The sequence below is a fragment of the Rheinheimera sp. B2H12 genome, assembly GCF_059620065.1.
In genome coordinates this window covers 2,969,902-2,988,837 of sequence record NZ_CM184363.1, presented here as the reverse complement: position 1 = coordinate 2,988,837, position 18,936 = coordinate 2,969,902, and the positions used below count along the sequence as shown (strand labels likewise).

The 18,936-nt window shown below is 50.6% G+C and carries 17 protein-coding genes; 7 read left to right on the top strand and 10 right to left on the bottom strand.

The annotated features are described in order from the left end of the window. Positions 1–4: 4 nt before the first annotated feature. Complete coding sequence (locus AC53GJ_RS12895) at positions 5–997, bottom strand: 2-hydroxyacid dehydrogenase (RefSeq protein ID WP_496728136.1); 993 nt, start codon at positions 995–997, stop codon at positions 5–7. Between the two features lie 89 nt (positions 998–1,086). Next, positions 1,087–1,608, bottom strand: coding sequence for a glutathione peroxidase (locus AC53GJ_RS12890; protein ID WP_496728134.1), 522 nt, complete (start codon positions 1,606–1,608; stop codon positions 1,087–1,089). A gap of 173 nt (positions 1,609–1,781) precedes the next feature. Here AC53GJ_RS12890 and AC53GJ_RS12885 point away from each other — a divergent pair, with 173 nt between their 5' ends. After that, positions 1,782–2,663 (top strand): NAD(P)-dependent oxidoreductase, encoded by an 882-nt coding sequence (locus tag AC53GJ_RS12885; protein WP_496728132.1) that lies wholly within the window; start codon positions 1,782–1,784, stop codon positions 2,661–2,663. A gap of 213 nt (positions 2,664–2,876) precedes the next feature. Continuing rightward, a complete protein-coding gene (locus AC53GJ_RS12880) occupies positions 2,877–3,377 on the top strand; it encodes a hypothetical protein (protein WP_496728130.1) in 501 nt (166 codons plus the stop codon). A gap of 156 nt (positions 3,378–3,533) precedes the next feature. Here AC53GJ_RS12880 and AC53GJ_RS12875 read toward each other — a convergent pair whose 3' ends face one another. From AC53GJ_RS12875 to AC53GJ_RS12840, 8 genes are all read right to left on the bottom strand, one after another. Further along, complete coding sequence (locus AC53GJ_RS12875; protein ID WP_496728128.1) at positions 3,534–4,193, bottom strand: CoA transferase subunit B; 660 nt, start codon at positions 4,191–4,193, stop codon at positions 3,534–3,536. Then, on the bottom strand, positions 4,193–4,918 hold the full coding sequence (locus tag AC53GJ_RS12870) for a CoA transferase subunit A (RefSeq protein WP_496728127.1): 726 nt from the start codon (positions 4,916–4,918) through the stop codon (positions 4,193–4,195). Before AC53GJ_RS12870 ends, AC53GJ_RS12875 begins: the two co-directional genes overlap by 1 nt. Before the next feature lie 55 nt (positions 4,919–4,973). After that, positions 4,974–5,906 carry a hydroxymethylglutaryl-CoA lyase gene (locus tag AC53GJ_RS12865; protein ID WP_496728125.1) on the bottom strand — a complete coding sequence of 311 codons (933 nt, stop codon included), beginning with the start codon at positions 5,904–5,906 and terminating at the stop codon, positions 4,974–4,976. A 1-nt stretch (position 5,907) separates the two neighbouring features. Continuing rightward, positions 5,908–7,884: an acetyl/propionyl/methylcrotonyl-CoA carboxylase subunit alpha gene (locus AC53GJ_RS12860; RefSeq protein ID WP_496728123.1), complete on the bottom strand. Its 1,977-nt coding sequence runs from the start codon at positions 7,882–7,884 to the stop codon at positions 5,908–5,910. 1 nt (position 7,885) lies between these two features. Then, positions 7,886–8,758 carry an enoyl-CoA hydratase-related protein gene (locus AC53GJ_RS12855; protein WP_496728122.1) on the bottom strand — a complete coding sequence of 291 codons (873 nt, stop codon included), beginning with the start codon at positions 8,756–8,758 and terminating at the stop codon, positions 7,886–7,888. Between the two features lie 9 nt (positions 8,759–8,767). Further along, entirely contained in the window at positions 8,768–10,375 is a 1,608-nt protein-coding gene (locus AC53GJ_RS12850; RefSeq protein WP_496728120.1) for a carboxyl transferase domain-containing protein, read from the bottom strand. Positions 10,376–10,645: 270 nt separating this feature from the next. Continuing rightward, a complete protein-coding gene (locus AC53GJ_RS12845) occupies positions 10,646–11,815 on the bottom strand; it encodes an isovaleryl-CoA dehydrogenase (protein ID WP_496728119.1) in 1,170 nt (389 codons plus the stop codon). After that, positions 11,808–12,248, bottom strand: a complete 441-nt coding sequence (locus AC53GJ_RS12840) for a MerR family transcriptional regulator (RefSeq protein ID WP_496728118.1) — start codon at positions 12,246–12,248, stop codon at positions 11,808–11,810. The genes AC53GJ_RS12845 and AC53GJ_RS12840 overlap by 8 nt, the downstream gene beginning before the upstream one ends. A 419-nt stretch (positions 12,249–12,667) precedes the next feature. On the opposite strand from AC53GJ_RS12840, the gene AC53GJ_RS12835 reads away from it, so the two are divergent. The 5 genes from AC53GJ_RS12835 (at position 12,668) to AC53GJ_RS12815 (ending at position 18,824) form a co-directional block, all read left to right on the top strand. Beyond that, positions 12,668–13,849 (top strand): acetyl-CoA C-acyltransferase, encoded by a 1,182-nt coding sequence (locus AC53GJ_RS12835; RefSeq protein ID WP_496728117.1) that lies wholly within the window; start codon positions 12,668–12,670, stop codon positions 13,847–13,849. A gap of 147 nt (positions 13,850–13,996) precedes the next feature. Next, complete coding sequence (locus tag AC53GJ_RS12830) at positions 13,997–15,490, top strand: CoA-acylating methylmalonate-semialdehyde dehydrogenase (RefSeq protein WP_496728115.1); 1,494 nt, start codon at positions 13,997–13,999, stop codon at positions 15,488–15,490. A gap of 145 nt (positions 15,491–15,635) precedes the next feature. Continuing rightward, positions 15,636–16,793, top strand: a complete 1,158-nt coding sequence (locus tag AC53GJ_RS12825; RefSeq protein WP_496728114.1) for an acyl-CoA dehydrogenase family protein — start codon at positions 15,636–15,638, stop codon at positions 16,791–16,793. A gap of 109 nt (positions 16,794–16,902) precedes the next feature. Next, positions 16,903–17,676 (top strand): enoyl-CoA hydratase, encoded by a 774-nt coding sequence (locus tag AC53GJ_RS12820; RefSeq protein WP_496728113.1) that lies wholly within the window; start codon positions 16,903–16,905, stop codon positions 17,674–17,676. Then, on the top strand, positions 17,676–18,824 hold the full coding sequence (locus AC53GJ_RS12815; RefSeq protein ID WP_496728111.1) for an enoyl-CoA hydratase/isomerase family protein: 1,149 nt from the start codon (positions 17,676–17,678) through the stop codon (positions 18,822–18,824). The genes AC53GJ_RS12820 and AC53GJ_RS12815 overlap by 1 nt, the downstream gene beginning before the upstream one ends. Positions 18,825–18,936 lie beyond the last annotated feature (112 nt).

Sequence of the window (18,936 nt, the reverse complement as noted above, 5' to 3'; positions counted from 1 at the left end):
GGGATCAAGTACGCTTGGTTAACCAATTGGCTGAAGTCTGGCCCCGTTCGAAGTTCAGCAGGTTTTCCGACGTGATCTGACTGATTTGCTGCAGCGCTTCAGCAGTAAAAAACGCCTGGTGACCGGTGATCAACACATTTGGAAACGTCAGTAGCCGCTGAAAAATCTCATCAGCAATCACCTGGTCTGATAAGTCTTTAAAAAATAAATCCGCTTCCTGTTCATACACATCCAGTCCCAGATAACCGATGGCACCACTTTTCAGCGCCTGGATCACAGCTTGGGTATCCACCAGAGCACCACGACTGGTATTGATCAGCATCACACCCGTTTTCATTTGGGCCAGACTCTGAGCGTTAATCAGATGCAGGCTTTGCGGAGTCAGCGGACAATGCAAACTGATGATGTCGGCACTGGCATAAAGTTCGTCTAGACTGACATAACGCATGCCAACTGGGGCTGGACTGACGGGGATTGGGTCATATGCCAGTAACTGGCAGCCAAAGCCTTGCAGGATACGCGCTGTCGCTAGTCCAATCCGACCGGTGCCGATTAACCCCACGGTTTTGCCATGCAGATTAAACCCAAGCAAACCATTGAGATCAAAATTGTTATCGCGGGTGCGGTTATAGGCTTTGTGAAATTTCCGGTTCAGACACAACATCATCCCAACAGTGTGTTCTGCTACAGCTTCCGGCGAATAGGCCGGTACTCTGGCAACCTGGATGCCAAGGCTGTTGGCGGCGGCTACATCAACCTGATTAAAACCAGCGCAGCGCAGCGCGACAAAACGGATACCGAGTTGTTGCAGTTGTTGCAACACGGCGGCATTGAGCTGATCATTGACAAAAGCACAGACCGCGTCACAGCCGGCGGCGGCCTGCACCGAGGTTTCATCCAGCCGCTGCGACAAAAAACGCCATTGCAGTGCTGGATCGGCCCATTCGGTGAATCCTTGTTGATCATATTTTTGCGCACTGAACACGGCAACTTTCATTGGACACTCCGTTGAAGGTGGAAAAGTTTACTCTAACCTAAAGTGATGGTCCCGTCTGTGCGCCTGATCAAAGCTTGCTGCGGATCCTGTTAGCCTGCTGCGGCCACTTCAGCAGTTGACTGGGGTAACAACGCCAGTTCTTCTGCGATGGCTTGCACAAACTGGCTGGGTTTGGTTCTTGGCGCATAACGTTTGACCACCACGCCATTTTTATTGACCAGAAACTTGGTGAAATTCCATTTGATGGCTCGGGTTTTCATCAAGCCACGGGCCTGATCTTTTAAATACTCAAACAAAGGCTCGGCATCCGGGCCGTTGACCTGGATTTTGGCCATGACCGGAAAACTGACGCCAAAATTCAGTTGGCAAAATTGTTGGATCTCCTGATTGCTCGCAGGTTCCTGCCCGCCGAATTGATTACAGGGAAAAGCCAGGATCACCAAACCCTGTTCGGCAAACTGCTGATGCAACTGCTCCAGTTCCTGGTATTGTGGGGTAAAACCGCACTGGCTGGCGGTATTGACGATCAACAGCACTTTATCCCGAAACTGACTTAAATCCAGCAGCTCGCCTGAGCTGGTGGTGACTTTAAAATGATGGACATTGGTCATGCGACCTCCTGAAACGGCATTCATTGGTTGATATCGTGCGACAGCAGCACGACGACGCAGCAGCGGCACAAGCCATGGCAGCAGCACACTGGCTTGAGTTAAAGTGGCTTTTGCTATTTGTATCATAAGTTTGTAAGCTGATGAGCAGTGTTTCACAGAATTAAGACAGTTATATGGCAGTTTTATCACAGCAGATCAAAGTGGCTTTTATTGGCCTTGGCGTGATGGGTTACCCAATGGCGGGCCATCTGCAACAACGTGGTTATCAGGTCACTGTATACAACCGCACCGCCAGTAAAGCGCAAGACTGGGTGGCTCAGTATGGTGGCAATGCTGCACAGACTCCGGCGCAGGCCGCGACAGGAGCTGATGTAGTCATGCTTTGTGTCGGTAATGATCAGGATGTCCGTTCTGTGGTGTATGGGGACAGTGGCGTATTGGCCAGCATGCAGCCTGGTGCTGTTCTGGTCGACCATACCACGGCTTCGGCCGATTTGGCACGGGAACTCTTTGCCGCAGCGCGCAACTGCCAACTGGGTTTTCTGGATGCACCCGTCTCTGGCGGCCAGGCCGGTGCCCAGAATGGTCAATTAACCATTATGGTCGGCGGAGACTCTGAGGTTTATCAGCGCACTGAAGCTGTGCTGCAAAGTTATGCCCGCAGTTGTCGTTTGCTTGGCTGTGCCGGTTCAGGCCAACTGGCAAAAATGGTCAATCAAATCTGTATCGCTGGTGTCGTGCAGGGATTGGCTGAGGCGCTGCATTTTGCTACTCAGGCCGGTCTTGACAGTAAAGCTGTGCTGGATGTGATCAGTAAAGGTGCTGCGCAATCCTGGCAGATGGAGAATCGTGGTTACAGCATGGTCGAAGGGCGCTTTGATTTTGGTTTTGCGATTGATTGGATGCGCAAAGATCTGGCTATCACCCTGGATGAAGCCAGACGTAATGGCGCGCAACTGCCTGTGACAGCCTTAGTGGATCAATTTTATGCCGAATTACAGGCGCAGGGTGGTGGCCGGTTGGACACCTCCAGTTTAATAAAGCGCTTTCAATAAAATCAATCGCTTAGAATGAAACCGCTTACAGCCAATGGTTGCCTCAGCGGTTTTTTTCGGTATGGCCGTACAAAAAAAGTACATTCTAAACAAGCATATTTGCATATTTAATGAACAGTTAAATGGCTATATAAAAAAAATCCGCAAGTAGTCAGCTGTTCTGACGTGATTGTGATACAATTTTATAACTTTATATGTGCGAATTGTGAATGTATGGATTTGTTGGGTGTCGGCTGGCAATTTTATTTTTTGTTATTCCTGTTGATGGTCGCCTTGCCGTCATTGCTGGCTATTGCTCTTTATCGTTTTAAACCACAGTTGTTAAAGCCAGTGTTATGGTCACTGTTAAGCCTGACCAGTGGCTTTTTGTGGCTGTCCTGGGCACTTAGTCATAATCAGGTCTGGGTGTTTGAAAACCGGCTGGAATTTAAAGCTGGCTTCTATCATGCCAATATCACGGGCTTAACGTTACCGGAAAGTAACATCAGTGTGCTGGACAGTTCGGAACTGGGCTTATTTACACCGGATTCTGTGGTCAATGGCATTCATTTACCCGGCTATAAAGTTGGTTGGTATTTACTGCAAAATCAAAAACTGGCTTTTGTCATGCTGATAGGCGACCACCAGGAAATTACCCTGGTGAGAACCCCAGGTATGATTGCGCTCATCAGCGGTGATATTCAACGGGTGGGGATGATTGCTGGCCATCCTTAACACTGCGTAGCGACAAAGGTCTGTGGTCCTTGTCGCTACGCAGGTTTGCAGCCTGGTGGTTTTGCTTAATTAACCTGAGCTCGGGTTAAGCAATACCTTTCATTCGTGCTGTTCATGTGAATCTTTGAGCATGGTACTCATTAACCCGAGTTCAGGTTAATTAAACTGCATTTCTGGAATATCACCAGTAATGATTAATTGACCGGCGGTTTTTTGCTGAATTTCAGCAACCGTGACGCCAGGGGCCCGCTCCAGTAAATGGAAAGCCCCATCTCTGACTTCCAGCACTGCTAAATCTGTGACAATTTTTTTCACGCAACCGACACCAGTCAGCGGCAGGGTACAGTTTTGCAGTAACTTGGAACTGCCGTATTTGTCAGCGTGGGTCATGGTCACCACAATATTTTGCGCGCCAGCGACCAAATCCATTGCACCGCCCATGCCTTTGACCAGTTTGCCTGGGATCATCCAACTGGCGATATTGCCGTTTTGATCGACTTCAAAAGCACCCAGCACAGTTAAATCAACATGACCACCGCGGATCATAGCAAAACTTTCGGCTGAGCTAAAAATCGCTGCACCTTTGATGGCGGTGACGGTTTCTTTCCCGGCGTTGATCATATCGGCGTCGACTTCGGCGTCAGTTGGATACGGACCCATGCCAAGCAAGCCGTTTTCGGATTGCAGCATCACTTCAATACCAGCGGGTACATAGTTGGCCACCAGCGTTGGAATACCAATACCTAAATTGACGTAATAACCGTCTTTGAGCTCTTGCGCCACACGCATCGCCACTTGTTCACGGGATAAGGCCATTATTCTGCTCCTTTTGTCGAATGACCGGTTGGGCGAACCATCCGACGTTCAATTCGTTTTTCAAAGCTGGCTTGAATGACGCGCTGCACGTAAATCCCTGGGGTATGAATTTGCGACGGCTCCAGCTCACCAGGTTCAACAATTTCTTCCACTTCAGCCACGGTGATTTTACCGGCGGTGGCGACCATCGGATTAAAGTTCATTGCGGTATGGCGAAACACCAGGTTGCCATAGCGGTCCGCTTTCCAGGCACGGACTATAGCAAAATCACCGCTGATACTCGGTTCCAGCACATAATGACGGCCATTGATTTCGCGGGTTTCTTTGCCTTCGGCCACCGGCGTGCCATAACCCGTGGCGGTAAAAAAGGCCGGAATACCAGCACCACCAGCGCGGATTTTTTCCGCCAGCGTACCTTGTGGCGTCAGCTCGACTTCCAGTTCGCCACTGAGCAATTGTTTTTCAAATAAGGCATTTTCACCGACATAAGACGCCACCATTTTTTTGATTTGGCGATCTTCCAATAACACGCCAAGGCCAAAACCATCAACACCACAGTTATTCGATACCACGGTTAAATCGCGGGTACCCATTGTTTTAATTTGCGCGATCAGACCTTCCGGAATACCACAAAGGCCAAAACCACCGGCGATCACGGTCATGCCATCTTGCAGGCCTGCCATCGCTTCGTCGTAACTTTGTACGACTTTATTAAACCCTGCCATCTGAAGTCCTCTTAATTTTATGTTCTGTGTTGCCACTTTGCTGCCCGGAAGCTGCTTAATTCTGCTGACATTTGGCCTTAAGCGCCAATCCTACTTTAGAACTAGGAGTTTTCCCCAAGGCTGCTGTAATGGCCCAGCCCGCTTGGACGAGCGTATTTAAATCAACACCATGGGCAATGCCAAGCCCAGCCAGTAAATACACCACATCTTCAGTGGCAACATTGCCTGACGCCCCGGCCGCGTAAGGGCAACCACCCAGACCAGCCACAGCGCTATCGATCACTGCGACACCGCGGCTTAGCGCGGCGTAAATATTTGTTAACGCCTGGCCATAAGTGTCGTGGAAATGTACTGCAATTTTGTTAACAGGTACCACTTCGAGCACGGCATCCAGCATCGCCAGCACTTTGGCGGGAGTGCCAACACCTATGGTGTCGCCTAACGAAATCTCATAACAGCCCATTTCTAGCAAGGCCTTGGCGACCCGTGCCACCTCGCTGGGTGCCACATCGCCCTGATAAGGACAGCCGACTACACAAGAGACATAACCACGCACTTTTAAACCGTCTGCTTTTGCTGCTGCGACGACAGGTTCAAACCGCGCTAAGCTCTGGGCAATACTGCAGTTGATGTTTTTCTGACTAAAGGCTTCAGAAGCAGCGCCAAAAATCGCCACTTCATCGGCACCGGCAGCTTTAGCCGCCTGATAACCTTGCAAATTTGGCGTCAGGGCAGTGTAGGTCACAGCAGCTTTGCGCTTAATACCGGCAAATACTGCGGCTGAATCAGCCATTTGTGGTACCCATTTAGGACTGACAAAAGAGCCGGTTTCAATCGTTGTTAAACCTGCTTCGGCTAAGGCATTGACCAAGGCGATTTTTGCCGCTAACGGCACTGCGACTTCGTTTTGCAGGCCATCCCGCGGGCCAACTTCTACGATACGTACCGCTTTGGGCAAGTCATTTAGTGTTAAATTCGACGGACTCATCTTAGGCCTCGGCTGTCGCGGTAAAGTCGACCAATTCGGCACCATCTTTGACTAAATCACCAGTTGCATAAAACAACGCATTGACGACACCATCGGCAGGTGCTTTGATGGCATATTCCATCTTCATCGCTTCCATCACCATTAGCGTTTGGCCTGCTTCCACAGCTTGACCATTTTCTACCAGCACTGCTACCACAGTGCCGTTCATCGGCGCTTTTAAGCTGCCGGCGCTTTCATCTGAGCTCGCCACTTCCACAACTGTTTTGTAATCAAAATCAAAGCGCTGTTGCTTGATAAACACCGAAACCGTCTCGCCAAACTGGCTGATCCGCACTTTACATTGATGCCCGCTGATATTGGCCAGCAGTTCATCCTGCTGCAATTGTGCTTTGATGGTTAAGCACAAGTCTGCCACACAGACCACAAATGCATCCGCCTGTTGCATGATGCAGACTGTTTGCTGTTGCTCACCCTGGCTTAAATTAAAACTAACGCTGGCATTTTCGTTCATCCGCCAGCCAATAGCCGACTGCCACGGCGAAGTCGCCTGTGTTTGCGGCTGTTGTTTTAGCAGCAGATAAAGCGCGGCTAAAATCAGCGCCTGCGTTGGCTCATTTTGCTCAGGTGCAAACAGCTCAGCCTGATGATGTTCGATAAAATGGGTATCGAGCTCAGCCCGGCCAAAAGCCGGATGTTCGACTAAGCGGGTGAGGAAATTAAGGTTGGTTTTCACTCCGGCGATACGGTAATCATCCAAGGCTCGGCGCATCCGGGCGATGGCGCGATCACGGCTTTCATCCCAGACAATCAGTTTGGCGATCATTGGATCGTAAAACGGCGATACTTCGTCGTTCTCTACCACGCCGGTATCAATCCGCACATGACGATTGGCATCTGGCTGGCGTAAATAGGTCAGTTTTCCGGTGGCTGGCAGGAAATTATTGTCCGGATCTTCGGCATAGACCCGTACCTCAATCGAATGGCCATCCAGCGGGATTTCATCTTGTGTTAGTGGTAACGGCTGATTGCTTGCGACCAACAACTGCCATTTGACTAAATCCTGACCTGTGATCATTTCGGTCACCGGATGCTCGACCTGGAGCCTGGTGTTCATTTCCATAAAATAGAAGGAACCGTCTTCGTCAAACAGGAACTCTACAGTACCGGCACCGGCATAACCAATGGCCTGCGCCGCTTTGACTGCAGCTTCGCCCATGGCTTTACGCTGTTCGTGCGAGAAATTCGGTGCTGGCGCTTCTTCAATCACTTTTTGATGGCGGCGCTGAATGGAGCAATCGCGTTCGTGTAAATACACCGCATTGCCGAAGTTGTCGGCAAACACCTGAATTTCGACGTGACGCGGTTTGGTCAGATAACGTTCCATCAGAATTTTATCGTTACCAAAGCCATTCAGCGCCTCGCGTTTAGCGCTTTGCAGTTGCTCTAAAAACTCCGCTTGTTGCCAGACCACTTTCATCCCTTTGCCACCGCCACCATAGGCGGCTTTCAGTAACAAAGGGTAACCGACCTTGTCGGCTTGTGCGGCTAAAAAGGCTTCATCCTGATTATCACCATGGTAGCCTGGCACCAGCGGTACACCGGCTTGGCTCATAATTTCTTTGGCGGCGCTTTTGCTGCCCATGGCAGCAATTGCAGGCACTGGCGGGCCGATAAATACCACACCGGCGTCGGCGCAAGCCGCTGCAAAGCCTTCATTCTCGGATAAAAAGCCATAACCAGGGTGAACCGCCTGAGCACCGGATTTTTTCGCGATAGCTAAAATTTTATCGGCGCGTAAATACGACTCTTTGCTTGGCGCCGGGCCTAATAAATAGGCTTCATCTGCCATTTGTACATGCCGCGCGTTGGCGTCAGCCTCGGAATAGACGGCGACACAACGAATGCCCAACTGATGCGCGGTTTTAATCACACGACAGGCAATTTCGCCGCGGTTTGCGATGAGTATTTTATCAAACATATTAAGCCTGTCCTTTGGGTTTTGTGGCTGCGCCTGGTGCTGGATATGTCGCTGCGCGAGCGTCAGCTTGGCTAAGCTGCCAGGCCGGTGCACGTTTTTGCAAAAAGGCTGATAATCCTTCCTGACCTTCACTGGATACCCGAATGGCAGCAATCCGGCGGCTGGTTTCATCAATCAGTGTTTGTGTCGTCGGTTGATTGGCGACTGCAAAAATCAACGCTTTCGCCGCTTTGACCGCTGCCGGGCTATTGGCGAGTAAGGTTTGTACCATGGCATCTGACACGCTATGCAGTTCATCGTCGCTGACCATCTTATGCAGTAAACCTAACTGCAAAGCTTCGGCGGCAAAAAAACGCTCGGCGGTTAAAAAATAACGGCGGCTGGCCCGTTCGCCGATGGCCCGCACCACATAAGGGCTGATCACGGCAGGGATTAAACCAATTTTGACTTCACTTAAGCAGAAGCTGGCTTTATCCGAGGCAATCGCAATATCACAACAAGCGACTAAACCGACAGCCCCGCCAAAAGCAGCGCCTTGCACCAAAGCAAGGGTTGGGGCAGGGAAGTTGTCGAGTTTTTGCATCAATTTCGCCAGTTCAGCGGCATCTTGCAAATTTTCGGCATAATTTTTGTCCGCCATTGAGCGCATCCAGCCTAAATCGGCACCGGCACTGAAGTTTTTGCCCATGGATCGCAGCAACAATACCCGCAGTTGCGGCTGAGCAGCAAAGCTATCCAACGCCTGGATCAGCTCGCCAATCATGATGTCATCAAAGGCGTTATGAACGTCAGGCCGATTGAGTACGAGCTGCGCGACGCCGCGCGCATCTATCGTCGCGTCGATGTATTGATAAGTAGCTTCTGAGTGGGTCATCGCAGCCTCCTACATCCGGAACACGCCAAAGCGTGTCTCTTCAATCGGCGCATTCAGGGATGCCGCTAACGCCAGACCAACCACCATCCGGGTTTGCGCCGGATCGATGATGCCATCGTCCCATAACCGGCCCGATGCATAATAAGGATGGCCTTGTTGCTCATATTGCTCGATGATGGGCTTTTTCAGCGCTGCTTCGGCGTCCGCCGACAAGGTTTCGCCTTTGCGGGCTAAACCATCTTTGGTCACCTGCGCCATCACGCCAGCCGCTTGTTCACCGCCCATCACTGAAATACGGGCATTGGGCCACATCCACATCATGGTGGGGTCGTAAGCACGGCCACACATGCCATAGTTACCGGCACCATAAGAGCCGCCAATCAGCACAGTGAATTTAGGTACTTTGGCGCAAGACACAGCAGTCACCATTTTCGCGCCATGTTTGGCGATGCCTTCGGCTTCGTATTTCTGGCCGACCATAAAACCAGTGATATTTTGCAGGAACAACAGCGGGATTTTGCGCTGGCAACAAAGTTCAATAAAATGCGCGCCTTTTTGCGCTGATTCCGAGAACAAAATTCCGTTATTGGCGACTATGCCAACTGGATTGCCAAATATACGCGCAAAACCGCAAACCAAGGTAGCACCATATAGCTGCTTAAATTCATCAAAATCCGAGCCATCGACAATCCGCGCTATCACTTCTCGCACATCAAACGGTTTTTTCAAATCAGTGCCAACAATGCCGTACAGCTCTTTGGCAGCAAATAATGGCTCTTGCGAAGGTTTTACATCACGAAGCTCGGGCGCTACGCGATTGAGACGGGAAATACTATTGCGCGCCAGTTGCAGCGCATGTTCATCGTTTTGGGCATAGTGATCCGCCACACCAGAAATGCGGCAATGCACATCGGCACCCCCTAAATCTTCGGCGGACACTTCTTCACCGGTGGCGGCTTTGACCAGCGGCGGACCCGCCAGAAAAATAGTGCCTTGTTCTTTGACGATAATCGACTCATCCGCCATCGCCGGTACATAAGCGCCGCCAGCGGTACAAAGCCCCATCACCACCGCAATTTGTGGGATGCCACGTGCTGACATAGTGGCCTGATTAAAGAAAATCCGCCCAAAATGTAATTTATCCGGAAAGACATCATCTTGCCGCGGTAAATTGGCACCACCAGAATCGACCAGATAAATACAAGGCAATTGGCAACGATCGGCGATTTCCTGCGCCCTTAAATGCTTTTTTACCGTTAGCGGATAATAAGTACCGCCTTTGACAGTGGCGTCATTGGCGACAATCATACATTCCACACCACTGACGCGGCCTATGCCAGCGACCACACCGGCGGCAGGCACATAGTCGTCATAACATTGCCAGGCGGCAAACTGGCCAATTTCTAAAAATGGTGAACCAGGATCCAGCAACTTCTGAATACGATCGCGGACAAATAATTTACCGCGCGCAGTATGCCGGGCAATCAAGGCTTCACCGCCGCCAAGTTTGATTTGCTGCACTTTGGCATTCAAATCATCAACCACCGCCTGCATCGCCGCGGCATTTTGCAAAAATTCAGCAGATCTGGGATTTACTTTGCTGGTTAATCTGGTCACTTCTGTCACCTATAGAAAAAATTGGAAGTCGCGCTGTGCCTGTCACCGTCACTGCGCTCTTTGCTCTTGCTACAAAAAAGCAGGGGCGCAGCCCCAGAGTCGAATGAGAGTACCGCCAGCTGCAGCAATCGGCGCCGGGGATGTCGTCTACAAAAAAGCCGACCGTTGAGCAGCATGGATGCTGCGAACCGAGCCCCCCAGGGAGGGGTTGATGGGCGTGTCGGCGTTTTGTAGGCGGCAATCCCCTTGATAGAAAATTACCGCGTTAAATCAATTCGACTCGCTAAACAACTCCCGGCCAATCAGCATACGGCGGATCTCGGAGGTGCCAGCACCAATTTCATACAGTTTGGCATCGCGTAATAACCGGCCTGTCGGGTATTCATTGATATAACCATTCCCGCCCAGTAACTGAATGGCGTCCAGCGCCATTTTAGTAGCCAGTTCGGCGGTGTATAAAATCACGGCGGCGGCATCTTTGCGGGTGGTTTCACCACGGTCACAAGCTTTGGCCACGGTATAGGCATAAGCTTTGGCGGCATTCATCTGGGTATACATATCCGCCAGTTTGCCTTGCACCAGTTGGAATTCGCCGATGGCCTGACCAAATTGTTTACGGTCGTGCACATAAGGCACCACGATATCCATACAGGCCTGCATAATACCAAGCGGGCCGCCGGCCAGTACTAAGCGCTCGTAATCTAAGCCTGACATCAGTACCTTCACGCCTGAACCAACAGTACCTAATACGTTTTCCACCGGCACTTCGCAGTCTGCAAACACCAGTTCACAAGTGTTCGAACCGCGCATACCCAGCTTGTCTAATTTCTGGGCCTGGCTGAAGCCTTTAAAACCACGTTCGACAATAAAAGCGGTGATGCCTTTTGAACCGGCGTGAATGTCGGTTTTGGCATAAATGACATAAGTGTCAGCATCCGGGCCATTGGTGATCCACATTTTATTACCGTTCAGCACATAATGATCACCACGCAGTTCGGCGCGCAGTTTCATCGACACCACATCAGAGCCGGCATTGGGCTCTGACATCGCCAGCGCGCCGATATGTTCACCGGAACACAGTTTAGGCAGGTATTTCAGTTTTTGTGCTTCGTTACCATTGCGGAAAATCTGATTGACGCAAAGGTTGGAATGCGCGCCATAAGACAAGGCAACTGAGGCTGAAGCGCGGCTGATTTCTTCCATCGCGACAATATGTTCCAGATAACCTAAACCTGAACCACCGTATTTTTCATCGACGGTGACGCCGAGCAGGCCTAAATCACCAAATTTACGCCACAGATCGGCTGGAAACTCATTGTCATGGTCAATTTGGGCAGCGCGGGGGGCAATTTCTTCCCGGGCGAAGGCATTCACCTGTTCGCGGATCATATCTACTGTTTCGCCCAGATCAAAGTTAAGCGATTTATAATTGCTAATCATCAGATGTCCCCGTTTGCGCGTAATTATGAGTTTTAGGTTCTGTGGTTTTGGCACCCTGTAGTGTTTCGCGGCAGCGTTTTTCAACAGTGACCAGTTCCATCAGCACCACTTTAATGTCATCCATCTGCTGATGGAGTTCGGCTTTTTTCTGTTCGATTAATTTCAGCATGATGGTTAGTTGAGTGACGCTGGATTTATCTGCATCGTACAACTCAAACAATTGGCCGGTTTCGGCCAGACTGAAGCCTAAACGTTTGCCTCGCAGGATCAGTTTTAGCCTGACCCGGTCTCTTTTACTGTAAATCCGGGTTTGTCCTTGCCGTAACGGCGTTAATAATCCCTGATCTTCATAAAAGCGGATGCTGCGGGTGGTAATGTCGAACTCTTTGGCGAGTTCACTGATGCTGTAAGTTTTATCGTCTTTGTCTGTCATGTCGGCCACCGTAAAAATCGCAGACAACTATAAGTGAAGTTTACGTAAAGGTAAAGCTGGTGGCCGCTTGCTATTGCAGCAGGCAATGGCGTTTATACCCGTCGGCTTTGGTTATGTTGTGCAAGCAAAGGCGCTAAACTTTTGTTTTAATTTAAACATTTGAATTTTAGCCGGAGCTTTAAATTCAACGACCTGCAAGGCAAGCTGCCATGTTGGAGCCGACAACCGCTGTCTGAATAAGCTGGGAAAATCGTTGATTGTAAAGATTAGATGCCAACTGTTGTGTCAAACTTCAGACAGACACAGCTGTGGCTGCGATGGAATTGGTAAATTCTGTCACTGCTTGACGTTGGCGTAAACGTAAATTTGGTGTAGGCTCATCGGCAATTTATCAAAAATCTTTTCGCGGAGAAAAATGCATGGCTCAGCAACAACAGATCGTCATCGTGGCAGCAAAACGGACGGCGATGGGTGGTTTTATTGGTGGATTGGCGGAGGTTTCGGCCACTGATTTAGGGGCAACAGTGATCAGTGCGGCATTAACTCAGTCAGGCATTGCGCCAGCGAACGTCAGCGAAGTCATTATGGGTTGTGTGTTACCGGCAGGTTTAGGTCAGGCTCCAGCGCGGCAAGCCGTATTAAAAGCAGGGTTGCCACTGTCAGCCGGTGCGACGACGATCAACAAAGTCTGTGGTTCAGGTTTAAAAGCCGTGATGTTAGCGGCTGATCTATTAAAAGCCGGTAGTGCCGATGTGGTTGTTGCAGGTGGGATGGAGTCGATGTCCAATGCGCCTTATTTGTTGCCAAAAGCACGTAGCGGCATGCGGATGGGCCATGGTGAAGTCAAAGATCATATGATGCTGGATGGTCTGGAGAACGCTTATGATGGTAAAGCGATGGGCTGTTTTGCCCAGCACACCGCCAATGAGCAAGATTTTAGCCGCGAGCAGATGGACAGCTTTGCGGTGCAATCGTTAACCCGCGCCCAGCAAGCTATTGCCAGCGGTGCCTTTGTCGCGGAAATTGCTGCTGTCACTATTCAGACCCGTAAAGGCGAGCAGGTATTTGCCGTCGATGAACAGCCAGGCAATGCCAAAGTCGATAAGATCCCGACCTTAAAACCTGCTTTTGCCAAAGACGGCACTATCACAGCGGCGAACTCCAGTTCAATTTCAGACGGTGCAGCCGCCCTGGTGCTGATGCGCGAAGCGGATGCCTTAGCCGCAGGCACCGCAATGCTGGCCAAAGTGGTGGGTTACGCCACCCATTCAATGGAGCCTGCTCTGTTTACCGTGGCACCGGTTGGCGCTATGAGCAAATTACTGCAGCAGATCGGCTGGGATAAAACAGACGTTGACCTGTGGGAAATCAACGAAGCTTTTGCCATGGTGACGATGCTGGCGGTGAAAGAAATGGCGTTAGATGCCGCCAAAGTAAACGTCAATGGCGGTGCTTGTGCGCTTGGGCATCCGATTGGCGCTTCTGGCGCGCGGATTTTAGTGACTTTGATCCACGCGTTAAAAGCCCGAGGCCTGAAACGCGGTATTGCTTCTTTATGTATTGGCGGTGGTGAAGCGGTCGCGCTGGCGGTCGAAGTCTAAGCGCGTCTATCGCAATACACCGCTTTGCTGCGCTGATGCAAACCGGTGACTGAATACAAAACAATAATTAAATCAACAGCGTTAACAAATGCTAACAAAGATCAGTCCCGCAGCAGTTTCGCCTCGGGACCAAACGGGGACAAAGCTATGACCAAGGTTCAGCTGTTTATTAACGGCGAATTTGTACACTCGACCAGTGAAAAATTCATCCCGGTAACCAACCCTGCCACGCAGGAAGTGATCGCGCAGGTGCCTTGTGCCACCATGGACGAGATGGAGCTGGCGATCAGTTCAGCCAAACAGGCATTTTTAAGCTGGAAAGAAACGCCGGTTTCCGAGCGGGCTCGTCTGATGATGCGTTTTGCCGCTTTATTAAAAGAACACCAGGCCGATATCGCCGATATCATTTGTCGTGAACTGGGTAAAACGGTCGAAGATGCCAAAGGTGACGTCTGGCGCGGCATTGAAGTGGTAGAACAAGCGGCCAATATTCCGTCGCTGATGATGGGTGAAACGGTCGAAAACGTGGCCCGCAGCATTGACACCTATAGCTATATTCAGCCACTAGGCGTTTGTGCCGGTATCACGCCATTTAATTTCCCGGCCATGATCCCGCTTTGGATGTTCCCGATGGCTATTGCTTGTGGTAACACTTTTGTGCTCAAACCATCAGAGCAGGATCCGATGACAGTAAACCGGATTGCCGAACTGTTTGAACAGGCCGGCGCACCAAAAGGTGTGTTACAAGTGGTGCATGGTGCCAAAGAGCAAGTCGATGTGTTGTTGCACCATAAGGATATCAAAGCTATTTCGTTTGTGGGTTCAGTCAATGTCGGTCAATACATTTATAAAACTGGTACTGATAATCTGAAACGGGTGCAAGCCTTTGCCGGTGCTAAAAACCATATGGTGATTATGCCGGACGCCAATAAAAACCAGGTAGTCAATGCACTGGTCGGTGCATCTGTTGGTGCTGCCGGTCAGCGCTGTATGGCCATTTCGGTCGCGGTCTTTGTGGGTGCTGCCGCCGAGTGGATCCCGGAAGTGGCTGCTGCTATTGCCAAAGTCCGGCCTGGCGTTTATACCGATCCAAATGCAGCTTATGGCCCGCAAATCAGCCCGCAAGCCCGCGCCAGAGTGCTGTCGCTGATTGAACAGGGCAAGCAGGAAGGTGCCACTTGTCTGGTTGACGGTTCGACCATTGTGGTGGACGGCTATCCAAACGGCAACTGGGTGGGACCGACAGTGTTTGCTAATGTCACCACAGAGATGGCAATTTACAAAGAAGAAATCTTTGGCCCTGTGCTCAATACCATGACCGTTAATTCGCTGGATGAAGCTATTGCTTTAGTCAACGCCAGCCCTTATGGCAACGGTACTGCTATTTTCACTGCCAGCGGTCATGCCGCCCGTAAATATCAGCATGAAATTGAAGTGGGTCAGGTCGGGATTAACATCCCAATTCCGGTGCCACTGCCATTTTTCTCATTCACTGGCTGGAAAGGCTCTTTCTACGGTGATCAACATGCTTATGGCAAACAAGCGGTCCGGTTTTACACTGAAACCAAAACCATTACTGCCCGTTGGTTTGAAGATGATATGGCGGCGACCGGGCCGAATATGTCGATTAACTTGCGTTAATGTTGCACTGGGGATCAGAGCCGCCTGAGCGGCTTTGACAGGCGGACCCGCCACGGCTTTTGATTGTCCGCCTGACCAGCAGCAACAAGAAGGTTGTACGAGTTCAACGATAGTCATTTGCTATCAGTACGAAGAAGGTAACCCAATGAATTTCAATTTAACCGAAGATCAACAAGCTTTTGCCGATACCGCCCGTCAGTTTGCTCAAACTGAGTTAGCCCCTTTTGCTGCCGAGTGGGATAGTACCCATCATTTCCCGAAAGACGTGCTGCAAAAAGCTGGTGAGCTCGGTTTTTGCTCATTATACACGCCGGAAGAGGCCGGTGGTCTTGGTCTGTCTCGTTTAGATGCTTCGATTATTTTCGAACAATTGGCGATGGGCTGCACCGCCACCACCGCAATGCTGACTATTCATAATATGGCCACCTGGATGATTGCCACCTGGGGTACTGCAGCGGCGAAAGACGAATGGTGCCCGGGCTTAGTGACCGGTGAAAAGCTGGCGTCTTATTGTTTGACCGAGCCGGGATCAGGTTCAGATGCGGCCTCTCTGCGCACCAGCGCGAAAAAAGACGGTGACAGTTATGTCATCAACGGTTCAAAAATGTTTATCTCAGGCGCTGGCGCCACTGAAGTGTTAGTGGTGATGGCGCGTACCGGCGAAGCCGGCCCTAAAGGTATTTCTGCGTTTGTGGTGCCAGCTGATGCGGCGGGTGTGATTTACGGTAAAGCCGAAGAAAAAATGGGCTGGAATGCGCAGCCAACCCGGTTAGTGACTTTTGATAACGTTCGTATTCCGGCGCACAACCTTTTAGGCAATGAAGGTGAAGGTTTTACCTTTGCCATGAAAGGCTTAGATGGCGGTCGTATCAATATCGCCACTTGTTCCATTGGTACGGCGCAACAGGCATTAAATACCGCCCGTGATTATATGCTGCAGCGTGAACAATTTGGTAAGCCCATAGCGGCATTTCAGGCGTTACAGTTTAAGCTGGCTGATATGGCCACTGAATTAGTGGCAGCCAGACAGCTGGTGCGATTGGCCGCATTTAAACTGGATTGTGACGACGCGGAAAAAACCGCCTATTGCGCCATGGCCAAACGTTTTGCCACTGATGTCGGTTTCCAGGTCTGTGATCAGGCCTTACAAATTCATGGTGGTTACGGCTATATCAAAGAATACCCGCTAGAGCGGCATTTCCGCGATGTGCGGGTGCATCAGATTTTAGAAGGCACCAACGAAATTATGCGACTGATTATTGGCCGGCGTTTACTCGATAGTGCAGCAAATGACATTTTGTAAGGTTATTGTGCAATATTGCTGATAAAATTCAGCAACTTATTTTAAGAATAGTCTTAAGGCAGTACAGCAGCACTCTGTGCTGCTGTACTGCCCAGAACAAGGAATTGCCATGTCGCAACTGAAACTGGAAAAACGCGGTCATACCGCACTTGTCACCATCAGCAATCCACCAGCGAACACCTGGACCCGTGAGACGCTCACGCAATTGCGGGATGCGGTGAAATCACTGGCCCAGGATAAAAATATTTATGCACTGGTGATCACCGGGGAAGGGCCGAAATTTTTCTCGGCTGGCGCTGATTTAAATGTGTTTGCCAGTGGCGACAAAGCTGTGGCGGGCGATATGGCGCGTATTTTTGGTGAAGCTTTCGAAACTCTGGCCGCATTTCGTGGTGTGTCTATTGCCGCGATCAATGGTTATGCCATGGGCGGGGGTTTAGAAGTAGCCTTGGCCTGCGATATCCGGATTGCGGAAGAACAGGCACAACTGGCGTTGCCGGAGGCGAAAGTCGGTTTATTGCCTTGTGCCGGTGGTACTCAGCATCTGGCCTGGCTGGTCGGTGAAGGCTGGGCCAAGCGGATGATTTTATGCGGCGAGCGCATCGGGGCTGCCAAGGCTCTGCAAATTGGTCTGGTTGAGGACGTAGTTGCCACTGGCCTGGCGCTGGAGTCCGCGTTATTGCTGGCCGATAAAGTGGCTGAGCAAAGTCCGGTGGCGGTCAGCGCCTGTAAAAAACTGATCCAACAAGGCCGCAGTGGCAACATTAATGCCGCTTTACCTTTGGAGCGTGAATTATTCGTCGGCTTGTTTGACAGTCAGGATCAGGTTGAAGGCGTCAATGCGTTTTTACAAAAACGCCAGCCAAACTGGGTGAATGGCTGATGACGGACATTATGCAACAATCTCAGGTGGTGTTGTTTGAGACCATGCGCGCTGACAATGGCAAGCTGATTGGCCTGGCCACGTTAAATAGCGAAAAATCACTCAATGCGCTCAGTCTGCCGATGGTCGAGTTGTTATTACCGCAGTTGCAGGCCTGGAAAGACGATCCGCAAGTCGCGCTGGTGGTGCTGCAAGGCGCTGGTGACAAAGCCTTCTGTGCCGGTGGTGATATCCGCGATTTATACCACAATATGCAACAGCAACCCGGTGTGTTTCAGCCTTATGTCACAGAGTTTTTTACCAAAGAATATCACCTGGATTATCTGATCCATACCTTTGATAAGCCGGTGCTGGTGTGGGGCAACGGCATTGTGATGGGCGGTGGTTTAGGTCTGATGGCGGGCGCGTCGCATCGGATTGTGACCAGTACGTCACGGATTGCGATGCCGGAAATGGCCATTGGCTTGTATCCGGATGTCGGCGGTAGCTGGTTCTTAAACCGGATGCCAGCCGGTTGTGGTTTGTTTCTGGGACTTACTGGCGCTTCCATCAATGCCGCTGATGCTAAACTGATTGATTTAGCTGACCATTTTATTCCACATAATCAAAAAGAGGCTGTTTTTGCCAAATTAACAACCATTCGCTGGGGCAATACAGTGGCGCTGAATCATCAGAAATTATCCGATGCATTGTTGCATTTGGAAGAACTGTCCCGCAATCAACAACCGGCCAGTCAGATCCGGTTACATCAGCAAAGTATTGCTGCTTTAACCCAGTGTCAGGATTTAGCCAGTGCCATGCAGGCGATTCTAGCGATGCCGAATGAAGATGTATGGCTGAGTAAAGCCAAAGCGTCGTTGCAATATGGCAGTCCAATTACTGCTCATATTGTTTACCGGCTGCTGCAACTGGGGCAGTCAAAAATTCTGGCCGACAGTTTCCGGCTGGAACTTGGCCTGAGTGTGCAATGTGGCAAGCTCGGTGAATTTACCGAAGGGGTCCGGGCGTTGTTGATTGATAAAGATCAAAAGCCAGCCTGGCGTTATCCTTCGGTTGAAGCTGTGCCAACAGTGGTGATTGACGAATTATTCAGTTCCCCCTGGGCGGCTGAACTCCATCCGTTACAGGAGCTGGGCCGGGTGCATTAAAGCTTACCGGTGCCACTTCCACCTCTGATGCATCAGAGGTGGTGCTCGACATCATTTGATTAACCATGCGCCGGCGCATAGAACTGCCCAAGCAGTCAACGGCAAACAACAG

What these genes read in the sequence shown, in the direction of transcription:
- AC53GJ_RS12880 (WP_496728130.1), top strand. Translation starts at nt 2,877, where the DNA reads ATGGATTTGTTGGGTGTCGGCTGGCAATTTTATTTTTTGTTATTCCTG.
- AC53GJ_RS12870 (WP_496728127.1), bottom strand. Translation starts at nt 4,918, where the DNA reads ATGGCAGGGTTTAATAAAGTCGTACAAAGTTACGACGAAGCGATGGCA.
- AC53GJ_RS12830 (WP_496728115.1), top strand. Translation starts at nt 13,997, where the DNA reads ATGACCAAGGTTCAGCTGTTTATTAACGGCGAATTTGTACACTCGACC.
- AC53GJ_RS12890 (WP_496728134.1), bottom strand. Translation starts at nt 1,608, where the DNA reads ATGACCAATGTCCATCATTTTAAAGTCACCACCAGCTCAGGCGAGCTG.
- AC53GJ_RS12815 (WP_496728111.1), top strand. Translation starts at nt 17,676, where the DNA reads ATGACGGACATTATGCAACAATCTCAGGTGGTGTTGTTTGAGACCATG.
- AC53GJ_RS12885 (WP_496728132.1), top strand. Translation starts at nt 1,782, where the DNA reads ATGGCAGTTTTATCACAGCAGATCAAAGTGGCTTTTATTGGCCTTGGC.
- AC53GJ_RS12820 (WP_496728113.1), top strand. Translation starts at nt 16,903, where the DNA reads ATGTCGCAACTGAAACTGGAAAAACGCGGTCATACCGCACTTGTCACC.
- AC53GJ_RS12895 (WP_496728136.1), bottom strand. Translation starts at nt 997, where the DNA reads ATGAAAGTTGCCGTGTTCAGTGCGCAAAAATATGATCAACAAGGATTC.
- AC53GJ_RS12855 (WP_496728122.1), bottom strand. Translation starts at nt 8,758, where the DNA reads ATGACCCACTCAGAAGCTACTTATCAATACATCGACGCGACGATAGAT.
- AC53GJ_RS12845 (WP_496728119.1), bottom strand. Translation starts at nt 11,815, where the DNA reads ATGATTAGCAATTATAAATCGCTTAACTTTGATCTGGGCGAAACAGTA.
- AC53GJ_RS12840 (WP_496728118.1), bottom strand. Translation starts at nt 12,248, where the DNA reads ATGACAGACAAAGACGATAAAACTTACAGCATCAGTGAACTCGCCAAA.
- AC53GJ_RS12825 (WP_496728114.1), top strand. Translation starts at nt 15,636, where the DNA reads ATGAATTTCAATTTAACCGAAGATCAACAAGCTTTTGCCGATACCGCC.
- AC53GJ_RS12865 (WP_496728125.1), bottom strand. Translation starts at nt 5,906, where the DNA reads ATGAGTCCGTCGAATTTAACACTAAATGACTTGCCCAAAGCGGTACGT.
- AC53GJ_RS12835 (WP_496728117.1), top strand. Translation starts at nt 12,668, where the DNA reads ATGGCTCAGCAACAACAGATCGTCATCGTGGCAGCAAAACGGACGGCG.
- AC53GJ_RS12860 (WP_496728123.1), bottom strand. Translation starts at nt 7,884, where the DNA reads ATGTTTGATAAAATACTCATCGCAAACCGCGGCGAAATTGCCTGTCGT.
- AC53GJ_RS12875 (WP_496728128.1), bottom strand. Translation starts at nt 4,193, where the DNA reads ATGGCCTTATCCCGTGAACAAGTGGCGATGCGTGTGGCGCAAGAGCTC.